Genomic DNA, 18440 nt, shown 5'->3' with positions numbered 1-18440 from the left:
CTGCCTGCTGGTCATTGCTGGAAAAACAAGGCAAACAGGCAGCGACACTGGGGGACAACATGGCAACCATCCTAAACGTCAGCGGCGTGACCAAGACCTATGAAGGCGGGCACCAAGCGCTGAAAGGCGTCGATCTTGAGATCGACGAGGGCGAGATCCTTGCCCTTCTCGGTCCGAACGGAGCCGGGAAAACAACTCTAATATCAATTATTTGTGGGATTTCGACGCTCACCTCAGGGTCGATCACTGTCGCGGGCTTCGACCACATGAAAGACTTCCGCGAAGCGCGCAACCTGATCGGGTTGGTGCCACAGGAAATCAATCTGGAGCCGTTCGAGACGGTCATGAACTCGGTTCGCTTTTCGCGTGGTCTCTTTGGTAAGCCACGCGACGATGCGCGGATTGAGGAAATCCTGAAGCTTCTCAGCTTGCATGATAAGAAAGACAACCGGATCATGACGCTGTCGGGCGGGATGAAGCGGCGCGTGCTGATCGCCAAAGCGCTGTGCCATGACCCCAAAATTCTGTTTCTGGATGAACCCACGGCGGGCGTTGACGTCGAGTTGCGTAAAGATATGTGGGAGATCGTCGGCCAGCTGAAAGAGGCTGGTGTAACGGTCATCCTGACCACCCACTATATCGAAGAAGCCGAGGCGATGGCGGACCGGATCGGTGTGATCTCGAATGGGGAAATCCTGTTGATTGAAGAGAAAGACGCGCTGATCAAACGGCTTGGCCAGAAAGAACTTCTGATCGAGTTGGATGCGCCGATTGAAGCCGTGCCTGAAGCATTGGCGGACTATCCGTTGACTGTCTCGGATGGCGGTGGGCTGGTTTACACCTATGATGCGCAGGCGGGCAGCACCGGGATCACTGGATTGCTGGCAGACCTGCGCGAAGCGGGGCTGCATCTGGCGGACCTATCGACACGCCAAAGCTCGCTTGAAGACATCTTTGTCGATCTGGTGAAGGAGGACGTGGCATGAACTGGAATGCCATTGCGGCCATCTATCGTTTCGAAATGGCACGCACCTTCCGCACGTTGGTGCAGTCGGTCATCTCGCCTGTGCTGTCGACTTCGCTTTATTTCATCGTGTTCGGCGCGGCCATTGGATCGCGCATCGATCAGGTCGAGGGCGTAAGCTATGGCGCGTTCATCGTGCCGGGCCTGATCATGCTGACGGTGCTGACGCAAAGTACCTCGAACGCGTCTTTCGGGATCTATTTCCCCAAGTTCATCGGCACGGTTTACGAATTGCTTTCGGCGCCAATCTCGTTCTTCGAAATCGTCATTGGCTATGTCGGCGCGGCGGCAACAAAGGCGTTCATGATCGGTATGATCATCCTTGTGACCGCGCATTTCTTCGTCGACTTGACCATCGCGCATCCGGTCTGGATGCTGCTGTTTCTGGTTCTGACCTGTATCAGTTTCGCCCTTCTGGGCTTCATCATCGGGATCTGGGCGGGCAATTTCGAACAACTGCAGCTGGTGCCGATGCTGGTGATCACGCCACTCGTGTTCCTTGGAGGCTCGTTCTATTCGATCTCGATGCTGCCACCTGTGTGGCAGACGATCACGTTGTTCAACCCAGTGGTCTATCTGATCTCGGGCTTCCGCTGGGCGTTCTTTGGGCAAGCCGATGTGGCGCTGGGGTGGTCCTTTGCAGCGATCATTCTGTTTATGTCGGCCTGTCTGTTCACCATCGGCTGGATCTTCCGGTCGGGATACAAATTGCGCAGTTGATGCGCAGAGATGCCACAGGTGGGAAAAAGCGTGATCGCGTCACCCTTGTTTGAAGTGAATGGGCCATCTACATGACAGCCATGATCGAACATCTACCTTTTGTGAAGAAGTCACCCACGGTGGCCGTCATACGCTTGTCGGGTGTGATTGCCACCGGCACACGCGGACAGTTGAATGATGCCGCGATGGCCCCGGCCATCGAACGCGCCTTTCGCAAAGGCAAACCGTCTGCGGTGGCTTTGGTGATCAACTCGCCCGGCGGAAGCCCGGTGCAATCCAGCTTGATCGCCGCGCGCATTCGCCGTCTGGCCGCCGAAAAAGAGATCCCTGTCTATGGGTTCGTCGAGGATGTGGCCGCCTCGGGCGGATATTGGCTGGCGACGGCAGCAGACGAGATTTATGCAGACGAAAGCTCGATCCTTGGGTCGATCGGCGTGATTTCGGCCGGGTTTGGCTTGACCGGATTGATGGAGAAGGTCGGGGTCGAGCGTCGCGTGCACACGGCAGGCAAGTCGAAATCGATGATGGATCCGTTCCAGCCCGAAAAACCCGATGATGTGAAGCGCCTGAAAGCCTTGCAAGAAGACATTCACACAGCCTTCAAAACGCAGGTCGAATCCCGTCGCGCTGGCAAGCTGCCCGAGGGCGAAGATCTGTTTACCGGCGATATCTGGTTGGGGCGTGCAGCCATCGAAAAAGGGTTGGCCGACGGGATTGGGCATCTGGTGCCGACTATGAAAGATAAATACGGCGACAAGGTACGTTTCCGTGTCTACGGCCCGCGTCGGGGGTTGCTTGGACGGTTCGGGATGCGTCTTGTTTCTGACACCCTGCTTGGCATCGAGGAGCGCGCGGAATACGCCCGTTTTGGTCTCTAATGGTCATCAAGATTGTTGTTCTTTTTCTGGTCGGGATGGGTGTGCTGGCCATGTTTGGCAAGTTGCGCTATCCCGGTCAGCAACGCATCGAAGCGATGAAATGCCCCCGTTGCGGGCGCTATAAGCTGGGGAAATCCCCATGTGACTGCAAGGGAAAGGGCTGAGCCTTGGATCTGATTTTTGCCTCGCTTGGCCTTGTGATCCTATTGCTTGCGGGCGACAGCCTTGTGCGCGGTGCCGTGAACATGTCGCTGCGCCTTGGTGTGCCTGCGATGATCGTGTCTTTGACCATCGTGGCGTTTGGTACGTCGGCGCCCGAGCTGCTGATCTCGATCCAGTCGATTGCCGAGGGCGTGCCCGGGTTGGCGATGGGGAACGTGGTCGGATCGAACACAGCCAACATCCTGTTGGTTCTGGGTGTGCCCGCCTTGCTTGCTGGGCTGTCCACCAAAACTTGTGACAGCCGGAAAAGCTATCTTCAGATGATGGGGGCCACCCTTCTGTTCATGGTCCTTGCCTTTGGCGGCGAGATCTCGTGGCCTCAGGGGCTGGCGTTGCTGGCAGCATTGGGTCTGATCCTTGGGTCCGCCTTCAAAGAGGCGATGCGCCACCGGTGCGCGGTCAAGGCCGGGCTGGAAGAGGATTGCGACGACGACGAAGATGTCGAGGGCGCCGACCCCGACATGCCTTGGTGGAAAGTCATCATGTTCCTGTTGCTGGGGTTGATCGGTTTGCCGCTGGGTGCGGACCTATTGGTGGATTCTGCCACCAGTATCGCCCGCCACTATGGCATCTCGGAGACGGTAATCGGTCTGACGCTTGTCGCGCTGGGGACCTCGCTGCCCGAGCTTGCAACCACGGTTATGGCCGCGTTGCGCAAGCAGGCTGAGGTGGCCTTGGGCAACGTGATCGGGTCGAACATGTTCAACCTGCTGGCCATTATCGGTATAGCCTCGCTTGTCGGCCCGATCCCGGTCGAGCCGGGTATCCTGCAGTTTGATCTGTGGGTCATGCTGGGGGCGTCGTTGCTGTTGGCACCCTTCGTCTTCTGGAAATGGCATATGGGCCGCGTCTGGGGCATTCTTTTGGCGGCGCTTTATATCGTCTATGTATTGATTGTTCTGGGGAGCGCCTAATGCAGGTCAAACGCGCATTGGTAACCGGGGCAGGGGCGCGACTTGGGCGTGCGATGGCCGTCGAACTTGCCCGCCATGGCTTTGATGTTGCTGTGCATTACAGCAGCTCGGCTGAGGGTGCCGCGCAGACCGTGGCCGAGGTCGAAGCTCTGGGCCAGCGCGCCGTTGCCCTTCAGGCGGACTTCCTGAAGCTGAACGAAGTTCAGGCGCTGGTGTCGCGCGCTGCCGAGGCTTTGGGCGGCCCGTTGTCTGTTCTGGTGAACAACGCCTCGATTTTTGAGTATGACCGCATCGGCACCGTGTCGGGTGACAGTTGGGATCGCCATATGGCATCGAACCTACGCGCGCCCCTGTTTCTGATGCAGGAGTTTTCTCAGCAGGCCCCAAAGGCCGCGACCGACGAAAAGGGCGAACAGTTGTCACAAGCCCTTATCGTCAACATGTTGGACCAGCGCGTACAAAAGCTGACGCCCGAGTTTATGACCTATAGCCTTGCGAAGCACGGGCTGTGGACATTGACGCGCACGGCGGCTCAGGCTCTGGCTCCGCATGTGCGGGTCAATGGGATTGCGCCGGGGTCCACGATGATCGGGGAACGACAAACGCAGGACCATTTTGACGCGCAGCGCTCGGGTTCAATTTTGAAGCGCGGACCCAACCCCGAGGACATCACCGCTGCCTTGTCCTATCTTCTTACTGCACCTGCTGTGACCGGACAGATGATAGCCGTGGATGGCGGGCAACACCTTGGCTGGCAGACCCCGGATGTCATAGGAAAACCCAGCTAAACCTGACCTTTCGTCGGGGATTACCAGCCTGCCCTAGCGGAAGTTGTGCACCTGTGAAGCAATTCCATCCCTAGATCTGTATTTTTCGCAATGATTTCACATGTTTACAGAAAGTACATATTTCTTTTGTTTGAAAACAAAGGGTTATGGGTGTGCCTAAAAAATAGGCAGTTCGAGGAAAGCGGCTAAAAACAACGAAAAATCCCATGAGCAGACAACATGTCCTCAGACTTATCCACAGATTCTGTGGGCATGTTTTCTCTTGTATCCGAAACGATAAGATTGCAGCGGGATAGAGAATCAAGAAAGATGCCCCATGACGCGCGATAAGCAGGACACATCTCAGGTTGAGACGCCGGTTCAGACCGGACACGAGGTGATCCAGTCTTACCTGAAAACGCTTGATAATTCGCCCGGCGTTTATCGGATGCTCGATGCCAAGGGGCGGGTTCTGTATGTCGGAAAGGCACGCAGTCTGAAAAAGCGTGTGTCGAACTATGCCAAGCCGACGGGGCATAGCGCGCGGATTGCGCGGATGATCAGCCAGACAGCCTCGATGATGTTTCTGACCACGCGGACTGAAACCGAGGCGCTGCTGCTTGAACAAAACCTGATCAAGCAATTGAAGCCGCATTTCAACGTTCTTCTGCGCGACGATAAGAGCTTCCCGAATATCCTTCTGACCGGGCATGAATTTCCACAGATCAAGAAGCACCGCGGCGCGCGCAAAGAGAAAGGTCAGTATTTTGGCCCCTTTGCCAGCGCGGACGCGGTGAACCGGACGCTGAACCAGCTGCAGAAAGTATTCCTGCTGCGCAATTGTACGGATGCCACGTTCGACGCGCGCTCGCGCCCATGTTTGCAGTATCAGATCAAACGCTGCGCGGGACCGTGTGTGGGCAAGATTGATGCCGAAGGCTATGGCACGCTGGTGCAGGACGCGGTGGATTTTCTATCGGGGCGCACGACAAAGATGCAGGAAAACCTTGCGTCCGAGATGCAGGCGGCCTCGGAATCGATGGAGTTCGAAAAGGCCGCCGTCTTGCGTGACCGGATCCGCGCGTTGACGCAGGTTCAGCAAAGCCAGGGGATCAACCCGCGCGGCGTGACCGAGGCCGATGTGATCGCGCTTCATATGGAGGGCGGTCAGGCCTGTGTGCAGGTCTTCTTCATCCGCGCCAATCAGAATTGGGGCAACCGTGATTTCTATCCGCGCACCGGCGCGGGGGCCGGGACGGGCGAAGTGTTGCAGGCCTTCGTCGGGCAGTTCTATGACCAGAAAGACCCTCCGCGGTTGATCCTTCTGTCGGACCCGTTGGATGAATTGGACCTGATGGCCGAGGCGCTGACCGAGAAGCTGGGACGCAAAGTGGAACTGTCGGTCCCCCAACGCGGCGAGAAGTCCGAGCTGGTCGCCAATGCCCAACGCAACGCGCGCGAGAGTCTTGCCCGCAAAATGGCGGAAACCGCGACGCAGGCGCGGCTTCTGGATGGCATGGCCGAGGCATTCGGTCTGGATGGACCGCCCCATAGGGTCGAGGTCTATGACAACTCGCATATTCAAGGCGCACATGCGGTCGGAGCGATGATCGTGGCTGGTCCCGAAGGGTACATGAAAAGCCAGTATCGCAAGTTCAACATCAAGGGCGATGACCTGACGCCGGGCGACGATTTCGGGATGATGAAAGAGGTTCTGACCCGCCGCTTCAAACGTTTGTTGAAAGAAGATCCCGACCGCGAAGGCGAGCAGTGGCCCGGCCTTCTGTTGATCGACGGCGGCGCCGGGCAGGTCAGCGCCGTACACGAGATCATGGAAGAACTGGGGGTCACCGATATTCCGATGATCGGCGTCGCCAAGGGTGTGGACCGCGATCATGGTAAGGAAGAGTTCCACCGTCGTGGCCAGCGCCCCTTTGCGCTGAAGCGTAATGATCCAGTGTTGTACTTCGTGCAGCGCCTGCGTGACGAAGCGCACCGCTTTGCCATCGGCACCCACCGCGCCAAGCGCGCCAAAGCTCAGGGAGCGACCCCGTTGGACGAAGTACCAGGCGTCGGCGCCACCCGCAAACGCGCCCTGCTACAGCATTTCGGATCGGCCAAGGCTGTTGGACGCGCCGGGCTTGAAGATTTGAAGGCGGTAGATGGGATTTCAGAAACTCTTGCAGAAACCATCTATGGCTTCTTCCATGACAAGGCCTGACACGGTATTGAAAACACTATGAAATGGACTTTGCCTAATATCCTGACCCTGTCGCGGTTAATTGCAGCCCCGGCCGTGGCGATCATGTTCCTGTATTTTTCGCGGCCTCTGGCGGATTGGCTTGCGCTAATCTTGTTCCTGACGGCGGCGGCAACGGATTGGCTGGATGGCTATCTGGCGCGCAAATGGAAGCAGGAAAGCAAGATGGGCGCGATGCTCGATCCCATTGCCGACAAGGCGATGGTTGTGATCGCGCTGATGGTGATCGTCGGCTACTCGGATGTCTATTGGACGCCTTGGCTTGTGCTGCCTGCCACGGTGATTCTGTTTCGCGAGGTTTTTGTCTCGGGGTTGCGCGAGTTCTTGGGGGATACGGCGGGCACGTTGAAAGTGACCAAGCTGGCCAAGTGGAAAACCACCGCGCAGATGGTGGCAATCGCGGTCTTGTTCTCGCGCGGGATATTCGAACATCATTTTGGCATGGGATCGTTCGGAATGGACGCGGATCTGGTCAATCAAATCTTGATGGGCGAGGTTGAAGACGTGAATGGGCTTCGTGGCTATTTCCATGCAACCATCTGGTCAGGACGAATTGGTCTGTGGCTGTTGTGGATTGCAGGCCTGCTGACGCTGATCACCGGCTGGGACTATTTCCGTAAGGCACAGCCCCACCTGAAAGAGGACAATTCATGATTGACGTGATGTACTTCGCTTGGGTGCGTGAACGGATTGGCGAGCCGCGCGAACGGGTTGAAACTTCTGCGACAACGGTTGCCGAACTGATCGACGAACTGCGTGCCCGCGAGCCCCGCTATGCCGCGGCCTTCGAAGACTTGTCGGCGTTGCGCGTTGCTTTGGATCAGGAGCTTTCGGAATTCGATGCTCCGCTCGACGGCGTGCGCGAGGTGGCGTTTTTCCCACCGATGACAGGTGGTTAAGATGACCGTTCGCGTTCAAACTGACAGTTTCGATCAGGGGGCAGAGCTTAACGGCTTTGCGCAGGGTCGCAGCGATCTGGGCGCGGTTGTCAGCTTTACCGGCGTGGTTCGGGACGAGGCCGGCACGCTGGATCGGATGGAAATCGAGCACTATCCCGGCATGACGGAAAAGGCGATAGCGACCATCGTGGACGAGGCCACGCGCCGCTGGTCATTGGCGGATTGTCTTGTGATCCACCGCCACGGCCCGCTACGACCCGGTGATCAGATCATGATGGTGGTCACAGCCTCGGCGCACCGTGTGGCGGCCTTTGAAGCGGCAGAGTTTCTGATGGATTATCTGAAGTCCCGCGCGCCATTCTGGAAAAAAGAATTCACCAAGGATGGCGAAACCGATTGGGTTGACGCCAAAGTAAACGACGAAGAAGCCCTGAAGCGCTGGAAAGAGTGAAACGTGTTTCACATCCGGCAGGGTATTGCGCAGCAATGCCCGAGAGGTTGAAAGAGTGAAACGTGTTTCACGTCCGGCAGGGTATTGCTTAGCCGCTTAGGCTTTTTCTGGAATGATCTGCTGCGCGATCCCTGCTCCCAGCAGGTAGATCGACGTTACAACCAATCCCCAATGCGCCCAGCTTTCCGGGTGGAAATCGACCCAAGCCGCCCAGCCTGCAAAACCAGTCCACGCCAAGGCCATCGGTAGGCTGACAGAGCGCCAGCGCTCGGTGCGCACGGGGTGGATGAACTTCAGGGGCAGGAACATGGCGATCGCAATGGCGGTCACCAGCGCGGTCATGACCCAGAAATTAGGCTCGGTCGCGAACAGCACCAAGATGACCATGTTCCAGCAGCCGGGGAAGCCCGAGAAGCTGTTATCTTTGGTCTTCATCCGCGTATCTGCGAAGTACACGACGCTGGCAAAGGTGATCACGATGATCGCGAACCAGCCGGTCCACCCGTGCATGAGGCCGGACTTGAAAAGCGCATAGGCGGGGATGAACACATACGTCAGATAGTCGATGATCAGGTCCATCAACACGCCGTCATATTGCGGCGCGTTGACCTTGACCTGATACCTGCGTGCCAAGGGGCCGTCGATACCGTCTACGATGAAGGCAACCACAAGCCACAGGAACATCAGTCCCCATTTCTCGTCTACGGCGGCCAGCATTGCCAGCATGGCGAAAACGGCTCCGGTAGCGGTCAGCAGATGGACGAGCAGGGCTTTGGTCTGGATATTCATCCGCGCTTTGTGCCGGAAAACCGCTCAGGTGGAAAGGCGAAAAACTGTGGCGTGTCTGGGCGTGTGTCAGGCGCGAGGATGGGCGGCGTTATAAACTTCGACCAGCTTCGATGTATCAAGCGCCGTATAGCCCTGCGTGGTTGACAGGCTGGCATGGCCTAGAAGCTCTTGAATGGCGCGTAGATCTCCGCCCGAGGCCAACAGATGCGTGGCAAAGCTGTGGCGCAGCGCATGGGGCGTGGCGGTGGCCGGCAGCCCCAATTGCAGGCGCACCTGCTGCATCATCAACTGCACCTGTCGCGGGTTCAAAGCCCCGCCGCGCACGCCTCGAAACAGCGGAAGTTCCGGGGCTTCGGGGTGGGGGCAAAGAGTGCGATATGCCTCGACCGCGTCGCGGGCCGCAGGCAAAACGGGCACCAGCCGTTCCTTGTTGCCCTTGCCGCGAATGCGCAGAACCTCGTTCAGGGGCGCGTCGGCACCCGTCAGGCTCAGAGCTTCGGATATGCGAAGTCCACAACCATAAAGAAGGGTCACGACCGCAAGGTCTCGTGCGCCGACCCAGTCGTGTCTCGATTGCAAGGGGGCGATATCACGCACGGCCTGTGCGGCGTCCGGCGAAAGTGGGCGGGGCAGTTTCTTTGCAAATTTAGGGCTTCGTGTGGACAGGACGGCTGTTGCGTCAAACCCATCTTGTTCGCTTAGCCAGCTATAGAAGCTTTTGACCGCGGACAAAGCCCGGGCCAAACTGCGCGTGCTGACGCCGCGACCGCGTTCGGATGCCATCCATGCCCGCATGTCGCTGATCGACACACGCGCTAACGCGCCGCGCCCGGCCTCGCCGTCCAGATGGGTGGCCATAAAGGCTAGAAATCCACCGATATCGGCTCGATAGGCTTTGATCGTGTTCTCGGACGCTGCATCAAGTGCCCGCTTCTGGTCCAGAAACAGGATCAGCGCGTCCCGTGTTCCGGGGGGGATATGCAACGAGCCCCCGCCACTCATGACAGCCAGCGGCGCATCGAGCGTTCAAAGACGCCACCGAAAAATTCCAGCAGATCCGTGCCTTGTCCGGGGCGAAATTGGGTCAAGTCTTCGGTGCCCATGACCAGCATGCCGGGCAGTCGGCCTTCGCCCAGATCCAAGACGATGCAGGCTTCGGACCGAATCCAGAAACCGCAATCGCCGTAGATATCGGGGTCTTTTTCTTGCACTTGTCTTAGGAAGACTTTGCGCCGGTCAGGGCCGGCCGCTTGCCCCAGATAGTCTTCGATAAACCCAGCAGGTGTGGTGGAAATGACGGGCCCCAGTCGGCTGAGCGCGGCATCCGTCGCATCCTGCACGGTTTCCAAAACAAGGCGTATGCAATCGAGTTTCAGGGTCTCGGTAACATCGCCATCAAGATCTTGCATGAAGGCAGCAAAGTCGGCGGGGTCCAGCATGCGCAACACGGCACGGTGGATCAGCGCCACACCCGAGACATTTTCATAAGCCGCCGCGATAACCGAGCGGTGCGTGTCTTCAAGTCGGTCCAGCCGATTGCTCAGCCGGTCCATGGCCGCGCCGCGCAGGTCGACGATATTCGTGCCCATCTGACGTTCATGCGCGGTGACCAAGGCGTTCATGATGTCTTGGTCGTTCAAAATAATCTCGGGTTGCGCGATCAGATGCGCGCGCAGATCGTCATCCAGTGCCGGGGAACTGCTCATGGCTGCCTCGATGTTTCTTTTCGTTTTGTCGATATTACATCAATCGGCCGCGCAATGGGCGAAAATTGGACCTGCGGCAGAAATAGAAAAGGGGGCCGTGGCCCCCTCGTCACATGCATATGTGCAAGACCTGCTTACAGGATCTTGATGTCTGCGGCTTTGATGTCGGCCAGGAAAGCGTCCAGACCATTGTCGGTCAGGACGTGTTTCGCCATCGCCTGAATGACCGAGGGCGGAGCCGTAGCAACGTCCGCGCCAACCAAAGCGGCGTCTTTCATGTGGTTCACGTTGCGGATCGAGGCGGCCAGGATCTGCGTGTCGAACAGGTAGTTGTCATAGATGGTGCGGATGTCTTCGATCAGCTCCATGCCATCAAGGTTGATGTCGTCCAGACGGCCGATGAAGGGCGAGATGAAGGTCGCGCCAGCTTTCGCTGCCAGCAGCGCTTGGTTGGCCGAGAAGCACAGGGTCACATTCACCATGGTGCCTTCATCCGACAGGGTTTTACAGGCTTTCAGGCCATCCCATGTCAGCGGCACTTTGACGGCGATGTTGTCGGCGATCTTGGCCAGCTTGCGGCCTTCAGCGATCATCGTTTCGGCGTCGATGGCGGTGACTTCAGCCGAGACGGGACCGTCTACGATGTCACAGATCTCTTTCGTGACCTCGATGATGTCGCGGCCCGATTTTTTGATGATCGAGGGGTTGGTGGTCACACCGTCTACCATGCCAAGGTCGTTCAGTTCCTTGATGGCGTTGATGTCGGCGGTATCTGCAAAGAATTTCATGTGCGCGTATCCTGCGGAAGTTTGCGTTTGCGCTCTCTTACCCCATGGGCGCGCGAGCAGAAAGCCCTTATGCTAAGTCCGACGACTGGGAATCTGACCTTATGAGTGACATCGAGCAGTTTCCAGCAGGTGCAAGGGTCGGCGTGCTGACCGCCCAGCCGCTGGACCGAATCCTGACATATCGCGCGCCCGAAGGGGGCTGCGTGCAGGGCGACTATGTCGAAGTGCCGCTTGGCCCGCGCAAAGTGTTGGGTGTCGTCTGGGGACCGGGCGAGGGGGGCTTTGACGCCTCAAAGCTACGCGCCGTGATCCGGGTGCTGGACGTCGCACCCATGCGATCCGAGATGGCCGAGTTCCTGACCCGTGTGGGCGACTATACCCTGACCCCGATGGCGCAAATGCTGCGCCTTGCGACCCGCGCGCCGGGGCTGTCTGACCCGCCCTCGATGCGCAAGGTGCTGAAGGCCTCGGGTCATCGTCCCAACCGCCTGACCGATGCACGCGCCAAGGTGATGGACGTGCTGATGGACCAGCCCGGCGTTGGGTTCACGCAGAAAGAGCTGGCCGATCTGGCGGGCGTCAGCGGGTCCGTTGTGAAAGGCTTGGTTAAGCTGGGCGCGATCCGCGAAGAAGATACGCCGCGCGATATGCCTTATCCGCGGCTTGACCCCTCACTCCCCAGTAAAGAACTGACCGAAGATCAGGCCGCCGCGGCCAAACAGCTGACCGATGGGGTCCGGGGAGGACGCTATGGAACCACGCTTCTGCGTGGCGTCACCGGCGCGGGTAAGACAGAGGTCTATCTGGAAGCCGTTGCCGCCTGCCTGCGCAAAGGCCGGCAAGCACTGGTGCTTCTGCCCGAGATTGCCCTGACCGCCGAGTTCTTGAAACGGGTCGAGGAACGCTTTGGCGCCCGCCCCGCCGAATGGCATTCCGGCGTCACTATGACGGAACGCCGCCGTTGCTGGCGGATGGTCGGACAAGGGGACGCCTCGCTTGTGGTTGGCGCGCGGTCTGCGCTCTATCTGCCGTTCCGCGACCTTGGGCTGGTGATCGTCGACGAAGAACATGACAGTTCATACAAACAGGAAGACGGGGTGCTATATTCCGCGCGGGATATGGCGGTGATGCGGGCATCCATTTGCCATGCGCAGGTGGTGCTGGCCTCGGCAACGCCGTCGCTGGAGACTTGGGCTAATTGCGAGGCGGGTAAGTATAAACGCATCGAGTTGACCAGCCGCTATGGTCCCGCCGTCATGCCTGACATGCGCGCGATTGACATGCGGCAGGAAGATCTACCGTCGCAAAGCTGGATCTCACCTACGCTGAAAGCAGCCGTGAATTTGCGCATTGCAAAGGGAGAGCAATCGCTTCTGTTCATCAACCGTCGCGGCTATGCGCCCGTCACCATCTGCCGTGCCTGCGGACACCAGATAGGGTGCGATCACTGCGACGCACGCATGGTGGAACATCGGTTCCAAAAACGTCTGGTCTGCCACCAATGCGGCGAGACGAAACCGATGCCAGACGCCTGCCCAGAATGCGAAGTCGAGGGCAAGCTCGCCCCTGTTGGTCCCGGCGTTGAACGTCTGGCCGAAGAGGTTCGTGAAAGCTTCCCCGATGCTCGTGTCGCGGTGTTGTCATCGGACCTGTTCGGGTCCGCGCGGGCCTTGAAAGCGCAGATCGAGCTGATCGCCGAGGGCGGGGCCGACATCATCATCGGCACGCAGCTGGTTGCCAAGGGGCACAACTTCCCCAAGCTAACCTTGGTCGGGGTGATCGACGCCGACCTTGGCCTGCAAGGATCAGACCTGCGTGCCGCCGAACGTACCTTCCAATTGATCCGGCAAGTCGCGGGACGGGCAGGGCGGGCGGAAACGCCGGGCGTGGCGCTTCTGCAAACCTTCCAGCCCGAACACCCGGTGATCCGCGCCATCTTGGCGGGAGAAGAAGAGCGGTTCTGGCGCGCTGAGGCCAGCGAACGCCAAGCCGCTGGCGTGCCGCCTTACGGTCGTCTTGCGGGGATCGTCCTGTCCTCGCCCGATATCCAAGCCGTGTTTGATCTGGGGGCCGAGATGGCCCGAAGGTCCGAGCCGCTTCACCAAATCGGCGCGCAGCTTTTCGGACCCGCCCCAGCCCCTATCGCGCGTGTCCGTGGCCGCCACCGCGTGCGTTTGCTTGTGAAGGCCGAGAAAACCGCCCCCATCCAAGCTGCGCTTAAACGCTGGCTCGCTCAGTTCCAGATCAAGGGCGATATGCGGGTGTCGGTGGATATCGATCCGCAGAGTTTTTATTGAGCCACGCTGTGCGTTTTCCTTGCGGAAGGGCAATTTCACCGCGCGATAACGTGAAACATGATGGGCACCATGGGCAGCGTCACGATATACGGCACCACGAATGCAAAAATGCAGAGCCAGGCTTTCCCGTACTCGCCGGGTCTTGGCGCCTTTACGATCAGGGTGACGCCGCTTGCTGCAAAAAGCAGGCCCGGCAGAAAAAGCAGAAAAAGGGCGTCCTTATCAAATGGCATACTGAGAGCAGGCTGAAGCAGCATACCTCCCAGAACGAATTGTATCAGTGCAGCGCCTACGGCGATTGGGCTTTTCATTCTGGAAGTACATGCGACTGGCAATACCTGTGTCAAGAATGGCACTGCCCAGTGGATGAACGGAGCGCTGGTTAAGCTCTGCCTACCTCCCCAGCTAATCCCTCCAAGTTCGCCTCAATCACTTTGCCCATCATCGGCTTCATCATCAGCTGCCCAAGCAGCCAGCCCAGAGGGCCGTATTTGACCCTAAAATCGGTGGACCAGACGACTTTGGTCCCACCATTTGCGGTCGGCTCGATCCTGATCTCGGCTTCCAGCGCTTGCAGGGGTATTGGGTCCAGTTCTGATCCGGTGACGCTATAGCCCTTGCCGGGTGTCCAGCTTGTCACCTCTTCCACCATCGCGCCGCCATTGTCGAAATGACAGCGACGTCGGGCGCCTATACCAATACTGCCGGCTGTCAGGGCGTCCACACGCGTAACGGCTGGCGCGATTTCGTCGATATGCATGAAGCGGCCGAGCATGGTCCAGATGGCCTCGGGGGTGGCGTTGATGTCGCGGGTGCGTTCTACGTGTAGCATGTTGGCTCTCCCTCTGATGTTTGAGGCAGTTTACCGGAGGGCTCCTGACAGCATCATGTCAGGAGGATTGGCAGGATCGCATGTTGTACACGTCGATGGCGGCATCTCTCAGGCGGAGCGGTTCTTGATCAAACGGAGTATGCGGGTGTCGGTGGATATCGACCCGCAGAATTTTACGGAGTGAAAGCTAAGCTCAAGTGCTGAAATTCGGTGATTTGGCGGATGGATGATACACTCCCCGTATTTCATTATGGTGAGAGGGAATATGTCGATACATCTGATTGGTTTAGCGCTGCTCATGGGCGCAATTATTTCTATTTATCTTCCGATGATTACACAAACTGCAAGAATTCTGGGGTCCGGGCCGATGGCCAATGTCCCATTCTTCGCAATTGCGCTGGCGTCGTCGATTGCCATCGCCGTTGCAACGGGAAGCCGGGCCGAGCAGTTTCAGAAAATTGGCACCTTGCCCCTTTGGCTGCTGACCGCTGGGGTAATGAGCGCGGGTATGATCATTGGATCAAGCTACCTTATTCCGAAGATCGGGATCGGCGCGTTTTTTGTCCTACTTGTCTCGGGGCAAGTTTTGGCAGGAATGGTGTTTGGCTATTTCGGTATGTTCGGCGTGCCCGCAAGTGCGCTGACATGGGGAAAGGTCTTGGGCGCACTGCTTGTGATTACGGGCGTGTATCTGGTGACCTTTCGCTAAGCCTTTTGGGCTTCGCACATATACGAATGGCATCATCAGGCCAGCTGCTTGAAGCTGGCCTGTACGGCATTATTCCGCAGCCACTCCAACTGCTCCGCGTTGATCCACCAACGCATCTGTCACCATTGCCCCAATCCACATGCACAAAAGCGCAAGCCATGCAGTGCCGACGAAGATGGAGCCTCCGGTGACGCCGGCGCCGATTGCGCAGCCACCGGCCAGCATCGCGCCGAACCCCATCAGGACCGCACCTGTCATCGAGCGGCGCATGTTTGCCTCGTTCTCGAACCCCTGGAACTTGAATTCCTTGGTCAGCCAGCTGGCGGCGAAGGCCCCGATCACCACACCGGGTACAAGGCCCACGTCGAATTCAAGAACTGGGTTTGAGACAAGGAAGAACATCAGTGTGTTTGCGGACGGACCCGAGAATGTGGCCGAAGTCACAGAAACTGGCTCGAATGCGGCAAGTGACAGTTGATAGGTCAGGACCCAGCCAAGGGCGACGGCAAAACCGACACCCGACCCAAAGATCAGGCGGCGCGGGCCAAGACCTGCCTTGCGGGCAATCACAAGGGCCAAAACAGCAGTGAGAAGTCCAAGGGCCAGACCGGCCCAGTCAGGTGCGCCGACCATGGTCAGCAAGTTCACATTCGCCCCGCCATCGGTCATCCATAGGCGGGCAAGATAGTCGCGCGTCGGCGCCAGCCAGCCATGTAGGCTCATCTGGGCGACTACGGCGAAGATCAGGCCGGATACGACGGACCGCAGGTTTCCCGTTGCCGCCAGAACCAGCAGTCGACCTGAACAGCCGCGCGCCAGAACCATGCCGACACCAAACAACAAGCCGCCGATGATCGCGCCCGACCAGCTGCCGGTGACAGCCATCATACGCGCGTCCTCGGGGCGCATCAGGCCCAGCATCGTTGCACCCTGCACCCAGACAAGCGCGGTCGAGAAGGTCAGAAGCCACACCGCGACCGAGCTGTCCATCATGCGCCGTGCGAATTCGACCGCGGCGGCGCGCAGGCAAAAGCGCGAGCGCTGGGCCGAAACGCCAAACACGATGCCTGTGATCAGGCCGAACAATGCGGCGGTCGGGTTCTCTCCGATGCGGTCGATCAGGGGGACGATGTCCATTGGGGGCTCCTTCAAGTTGGCGCAGTTTTAGCGTCATCGGCGCGCGCCACCTTGACCTATGTCAGAAACGCATCTGCATGCGTGAATACGTTTATCACTCGCAAAACCCCAAGTTCAGGCGTAAGGCAGGCTTATGAGACACGTAATTATGCCCCTTGCCGATGCCCGCGATTTGCCGATCTGGCGTCGCCCCATCTTTCTTTTGATGCTGATGGCAGCCGGGATGCCGATTGCGTTCTTCACGTGGTCGGCCCTTCTGAACAACTTCGTGATCGAGGCCGCCGATTTCACGGGTGTCGAGATCGGTTGGCTGCACACCGTTCGCGAGATACCGGGCTTTCTGGCCATCGGCGTCATTGCCCTGTTGATGCTGTTTCGCGAACAGGTGCTTGGCGTTGTGTCTTTGGGCATGCTGGGCGCGGCGACCGCGATCACGGCCTGGTTTCCAAGTTTTGGCGGTATTCTGACCGTCACCATGCTCAGCTCGATCGGGTTTCACTATTACGAAACGGTGAACCAGTCGCTTCAATTGCAGTGGATCGACAAGAAAAAAGCCCCGCAGATGCTGGGCTGGATCATGTCCATCGGGTCGGCGGCGGCGCTGGTCAGCTATGGTCTTTTGGTGCTGACGTGGAAGACCTTCGATCTGAGCTATAACCTTGTCTATATGATCGCAGGTGGCACCACGCTTGCCATCGCAGTCTTTGCCTTCTTCGCCTATCCGCAGTTCGAAAGTCCCGAGCCTCAGCTGAAGCAGTTCGTGTTGCGGCGCCGGTACTGGCTGTACTATGCGCTGCAATTCATGGCTGGCGCACGGCGTCAGATCTTCATTGTTTTCGCCGCCTTCATGATGGTCGAGCGTTTCGGCTTTGAAGTGCACGAAGTGACGGCGCTGTTCCTGATCAACTATGTCGCGAACATTTTCTTTGCTCCCCTCATGGGCAAGGCCGTGGCCAAATGGGGCGAACGTCGCGCGTTGGCGTTCGAATATGTCGGCCTGATCTGCGTGTTCCTGGCCTATGGCGGGATTTACTATTTCGGTTGGGGAGTGGTTTTGGCCGCGACGCTTTACGTGCTGGATCATTTGTTCTTCGCGCTGGCCTTCGCCCTGAAGACCTATTTCCAGAAGATCGCAGATCCGCAAGATATCGCCCCCACGGCGGCGGTTGCCTTTACCATCAACCATATTGCGGCGGTCTTCCTGCCAGCGCTTCTTGGATATCTATGGGTGGTATCACCCGGTGCGGTGTTCGGGCTGGCAGCAGCAATGGCGAGTGTTTCGCTTGCCTTGGCCCTCTTGATCCCGCGCCACCCCGAAAAAGGCAATGAAACGATTCTGACCCAAAGGTTGGCGCGCGCACCGGGATAAGCGGGAAACTGCGTGTCCTGACAGGGTCGGATTTTCCTTACTCGCCGGATCATCTGCAATCTGACACAGTGATCGCGTTCGCCTTATGGTGGGCGTTGGTTTTGTATCCTGTTTTTATTCAAGAGATCTGATTTGAGCACCAATCTAGAGTTTTACTCGCGTTTCGATGCGATCGACATCGACTATGCCCTGCGCGCTCTTTCTGCTGAACGGCGGCGGCGCGCAGATGGGTGGGGCAGGCAGGTCAGAACGATTATCCTGATCGCCGCGTTCGTGGGTATTTCAGCCATTGTCGCGTTCGCCAGTGATGCAAGCATGTGGACCTTTCTGTCCTTCATGTTGCTGATGGGCGCCGGACTGCTTGTTATCCGGCACAGCCAGAAGTCATATCAGAAGACACTCAGCAGATCGCGCATGCGCGAAGGGGTCGCACGGATCGTAGTGTCTCCGCTGGGGATGCGTGTTTCGCATCCGGGCTACGAGGTGCTGATCTCGTGGAGCCATATGGAAGGCGTGCTTGTGACCGACCAAGGTATGCTGCTGTTGATCGACGCCTATGATTATTGTCCGATCGAGAAAACGGCCTTCAACAGCGACGCACATATGAAAGAGGTCGCCGCCCAGATCGAGGCATGGCGCAGCACGGCAAGTGCAGACGCGCCACTGCCCGACGCTTGA

21 protein-coding genes are annotated in these 18440 nt (G+C 58.3%); 14 read left to right on the top strand and 7 right to left on the bottom strand.

The window, feature by feature from the left end; translation table 11 throughout:
• The first annotated feature begins 59 nt into the window (after positions 1 to 59).
• The 10 genes from ALP8811_RS11715 (at position 60) to ALP8811_RS11675 (ending at position 8135) form a co-directional block, all read left to right on the top strand.
• Positions 60 to 986, top strand: coding sequence for an ABC transporter ATP-binding protein (locus ALP8811_RS11715; protein ID WP_108857524.1), 927 nt, complete (start codon positions 60 to 62; stop codon positions 984 to 986).
• Entirely contained in the window at positions 983 to 1744 is a 762-nt protein-coding gene (locus ALP8811_RS11710; protein ID WP_108857279.1) for an ABC transporter permease, read from the top strand. The genes ALP8811_RS11715 and ALP8811_RS11710 overlap by 4 nt, the downstream gene beginning before the upstream one ends.
• 80 nt (positions 1745 to 1824) lie before the next feature.
• Positions 1825 to 2622 carry a S49 family peptidase gene (locus ALP8811_RS11705; protein WP_108857523.1) on the top strand — a complete coding sequence of 266 codons (798 nt, stop codon included), beginning with the start codon at positions 1825 to 1827 and terminating at the stop codon, positions 2620 to 2622.
• A complete protein-coding gene (locus tag ALP8811_RS16375; RefSeq protein WP_181363744.1) occupies positions 2622 to 2786 on the top strand; it encodes a hypothetical protein in 165 nt (54 codons plus the stop codon). The genes ALP8811_RS11705 and ALP8811_RS16375 overlap by 1 nt, the downstream gene beginning before the upstream one ends.
• Before the next feature lie 3 nt (positions 2787 to 2789).
• Complete coding sequence (locus tag ALP8811_RS11700) at positions 2790 to 3758, top strand: calcium/sodium antiporter (RefSeq protein ID WP_108857278.1); 969 nt, start codon at positions 2790 to 2792, stop codon at positions 3756 to 3758.
• The gene (locus ALP8811_RS11695; RefSeq protein ID WP_108857277.1) at positions 3758 to 4546 is read left to right on the top strand and encodes an SDR family oxidoreductase; all 789 of its coding nucleotides are present in this window, start codon (positions 3758 to 3760) and stop codon (positions 4544 to 4546) included. The genes ALP8811_RS11700 and ALP8811_RS11695 overlap by 1 nt, the downstream gene beginning before the upstream one ends.
• Before the next feature lie 316 nt (positions 4547 to 4862).
• Positions 4863 to 6746, top strand: a complete 1884-nt coding sequence (gene uvrC / locus ALP8811_RS11690; RefSeq protein WP_108857276.1) for an excinuclease ABC subunit UvrC — start codon at positions 4863 to 4865, stop codon at positions 6744 to 6746.
• 18 nt (positions 6747 to 6764) lie between these two features.
• Positions 6765 to 7439, top strand: a complete 675-nt coding sequence (pgsA, locus tag ALP8811_RS11685) for a CDP-diacylglycerol--glycerol-3-phosphate 3-phosphatidyltransferase (RefSeq protein ID WP_108857275.1) — start codon at positions 6765 to 6767, stop codon at positions 7437 to 7439.
• On the top strand, positions 7436 to 7684 hold the full coding sequence (gene moaD / locus ALP8811_RS11680; protein WP_108857274.1) for a molybdopterin converting factor subunit 1: 249 nt from the start codon (positions 7436 to 7438) through the stop codon (positions 7682 to 7684). The genes pgsA and moaD overlap by 4 nt, the downstream gene beginning before the upstream one ends.
• Position 7685: 1 nt before the next feature.
• A complete protein-coding gene (locus ALP8811_RS11675; protein ID WP_108857273.1) occupies positions 7686 to 8135 on the top strand; it encodes a molybdenum cofactor biosynthesis protein MoaE in 450 nt (149 codons plus the stop codon).
• Positions 8136 to 8231: 96 nt separating this feature from the next.
• Here the strand turns inward: ALP8811_RS11675 and ALP8811_RS11670 are convergent, their stop codons facing one another.
• The 4 genes from ALP8811_RS11670 to fsa form a co-directional block, all read right to left on the bottom strand.
• A complete protein-coding gene (locus tag ALP8811_RS11670; RefSeq protein ID WP_108857272.1) occupies positions 8232 to 8924 on the bottom strand; it encodes a CDP-alcohol phosphatidyltransferase family protein in 693 nt (230 codons plus the stop codon).
• 66 nt (positions 8925 to 8990) lie between these two features.
• Positions 8991 to 9926: a tyrosine recombinase XerC gene (locus ALP8811_RS11665; protein WP_108857271.1), complete on the bottom strand. Its 936-nt coding sequence runs from the start codon at positions 9924 to 9926 to the stop codon at positions 8991 to 8993.
• Positions 9923 to 10630 (bottom strand): DUF484 family protein, encoded by a 708-nt coding sequence (locus ALP8811_RS11660; RefSeq protein WP_108857270.1) that lies wholly within the window; start codon positions 10628 to 10630, stop codon positions 9923 to 9925. The genes ALP8811_RS11665 and ALP8811_RS11660 overlap by 4 nt, the downstream gene beginning before the upstream one ends.
• Positions 10631 to 10764: 134 nt before the next feature.
• Positions 10765 to 11418: a fructose-6-phosphate aldolase gene (gene fsa, locus ALP8811_RS11655; RefSeq protein WP_108857269.1), complete on the bottom strand. Its 654-nt coding sequence runs from the start codon at positions 11416 to 11418 to the stop codon at positions 10765 to 10767.
• A 101-nt stretch (positions 11419 to 11519) separates the two neighbouring features.
• Between fsa and ALP8811_RS11650 the strand changes: the two genes are divergently transcribed.
• The gene (locus ALP8811_RS11650; RefSeq protein ID WP_108857268.1) at positions 11520 to 13715 is read left to right on the top strand and encodes a primosomal protein N'; all 2196 of its coding nucleotides are present in this window, start codon (positions 11520 to 11522) and stop codon (positions 13713 to 13715) included.
• A gap of 35 nt (positions 13716 to 13750) precedes the next feature.
• Here ALP8811_RS11650 and ALP8811_RS11645 read toward each other — a convergent pair whose 3' ends face one another.
• On the bottom strand, positions 13751 to 14026 hold the full coding sequence (locus ALP8811_RS11645; RefSeq protein ID WP_108857267.1) for a hypothetical protein: 276 nt from the start codon (positions 14024 to 14026) through the stop codon (positions 13751 to 13753).
• 71 nt (positions 14027 to 14097) lie between these two features.
• Positions 14098 to 14547 carry an SRPBCC family protein gene (locus ALP8811_RS11640; protein WP_108857266.1) on the bottom strand — a complete coding sequence of 150 codons (450 nt, stop codon included), beginning with the start codon at positions 14545 to 14547 and terminating at the stop codon, positions 14098 to 14100.
• A 226-nt stretch (positions 14548 to 14773) separates the two neighbouring features.
• On the opposite strand from ALP8811_RS11640, the gene ALP8811_RS11630 reads away from it, so the two are divergent.
• Positions 14774 to 15256, top strand: a complete 483-nt coding sequence (locus ALP8811_RS11630; RefSeq protein WP_108857264.1) for a DMT family transporter — start codon at positions 14774 to 14776, stop codon at positions 15254 to 15256.
• Between the two features lie 69 nt (positions 15257 to 15325).
• Here the strand turns inward: ALP8811_RS11630 and ALP8811_RS11625 are convergent, their stop codons facing one another.
• Positions 15326 to 16393 carry a YeeE/YedE family protein gene (locus ALP8811_RS11625; protein ID WP_108857263.1) on the bottom strand — a complete coding sequence of 356 codons (1068 nt, stop codon included), beginning with the start codon at positions 16391 to 16393 and terminating at the stop codon, positions 15326 to 15328.
• 133 nt (positions 16394 to 16526) lie between these two features.
• On the opposite strand from ALP8811_RS11625, the gene ALP8811_RS11620 reads away from it, so the two are divergent.
• Together ALP8811_RS11620 and ALP8811_RS11615 are read left to right on the top strand one after the other, a co-directional pair.
• On the top strand, positions 16527 to 17762 hold the full coding sequence (locus tag ALP8811_RS11620; RefSeq protein ID WP_108857262.1) for an MFS transporter: 1236 nt from the start codon (positions 16527 to 16529) through the stop codon (positions 17760 to 17762).
• A gap of 132 nt (positions 17763 to 17894) precedes the next feature.
• Positions 17895 to 18440 carry a YcxB family protein gene (locus ALP8811_RS11615; RefSeq protein ID WP_108857261.1) on the top strand — a complete coding sequence of 182 codons (546 nt, stop codon included), beginning with the start codon at positions 17895 to 17897 and terminating at the stop codon, positions 18438 to 18440.

It is taken from the genome of Aliiroseovarius pelagivivens (genome assembly GCF_900302485.1).
Lineage (GTDB): Bacteria > Pseudomonadota > Alphaproteobacteria > Rhodobacterales > Rhodobacteraceae > Aliiroseovarius > Aliiroseovarius pelagivivens.
This window is presented reverse-complemented; position numbering and strand designations above follow the sequence as displayed.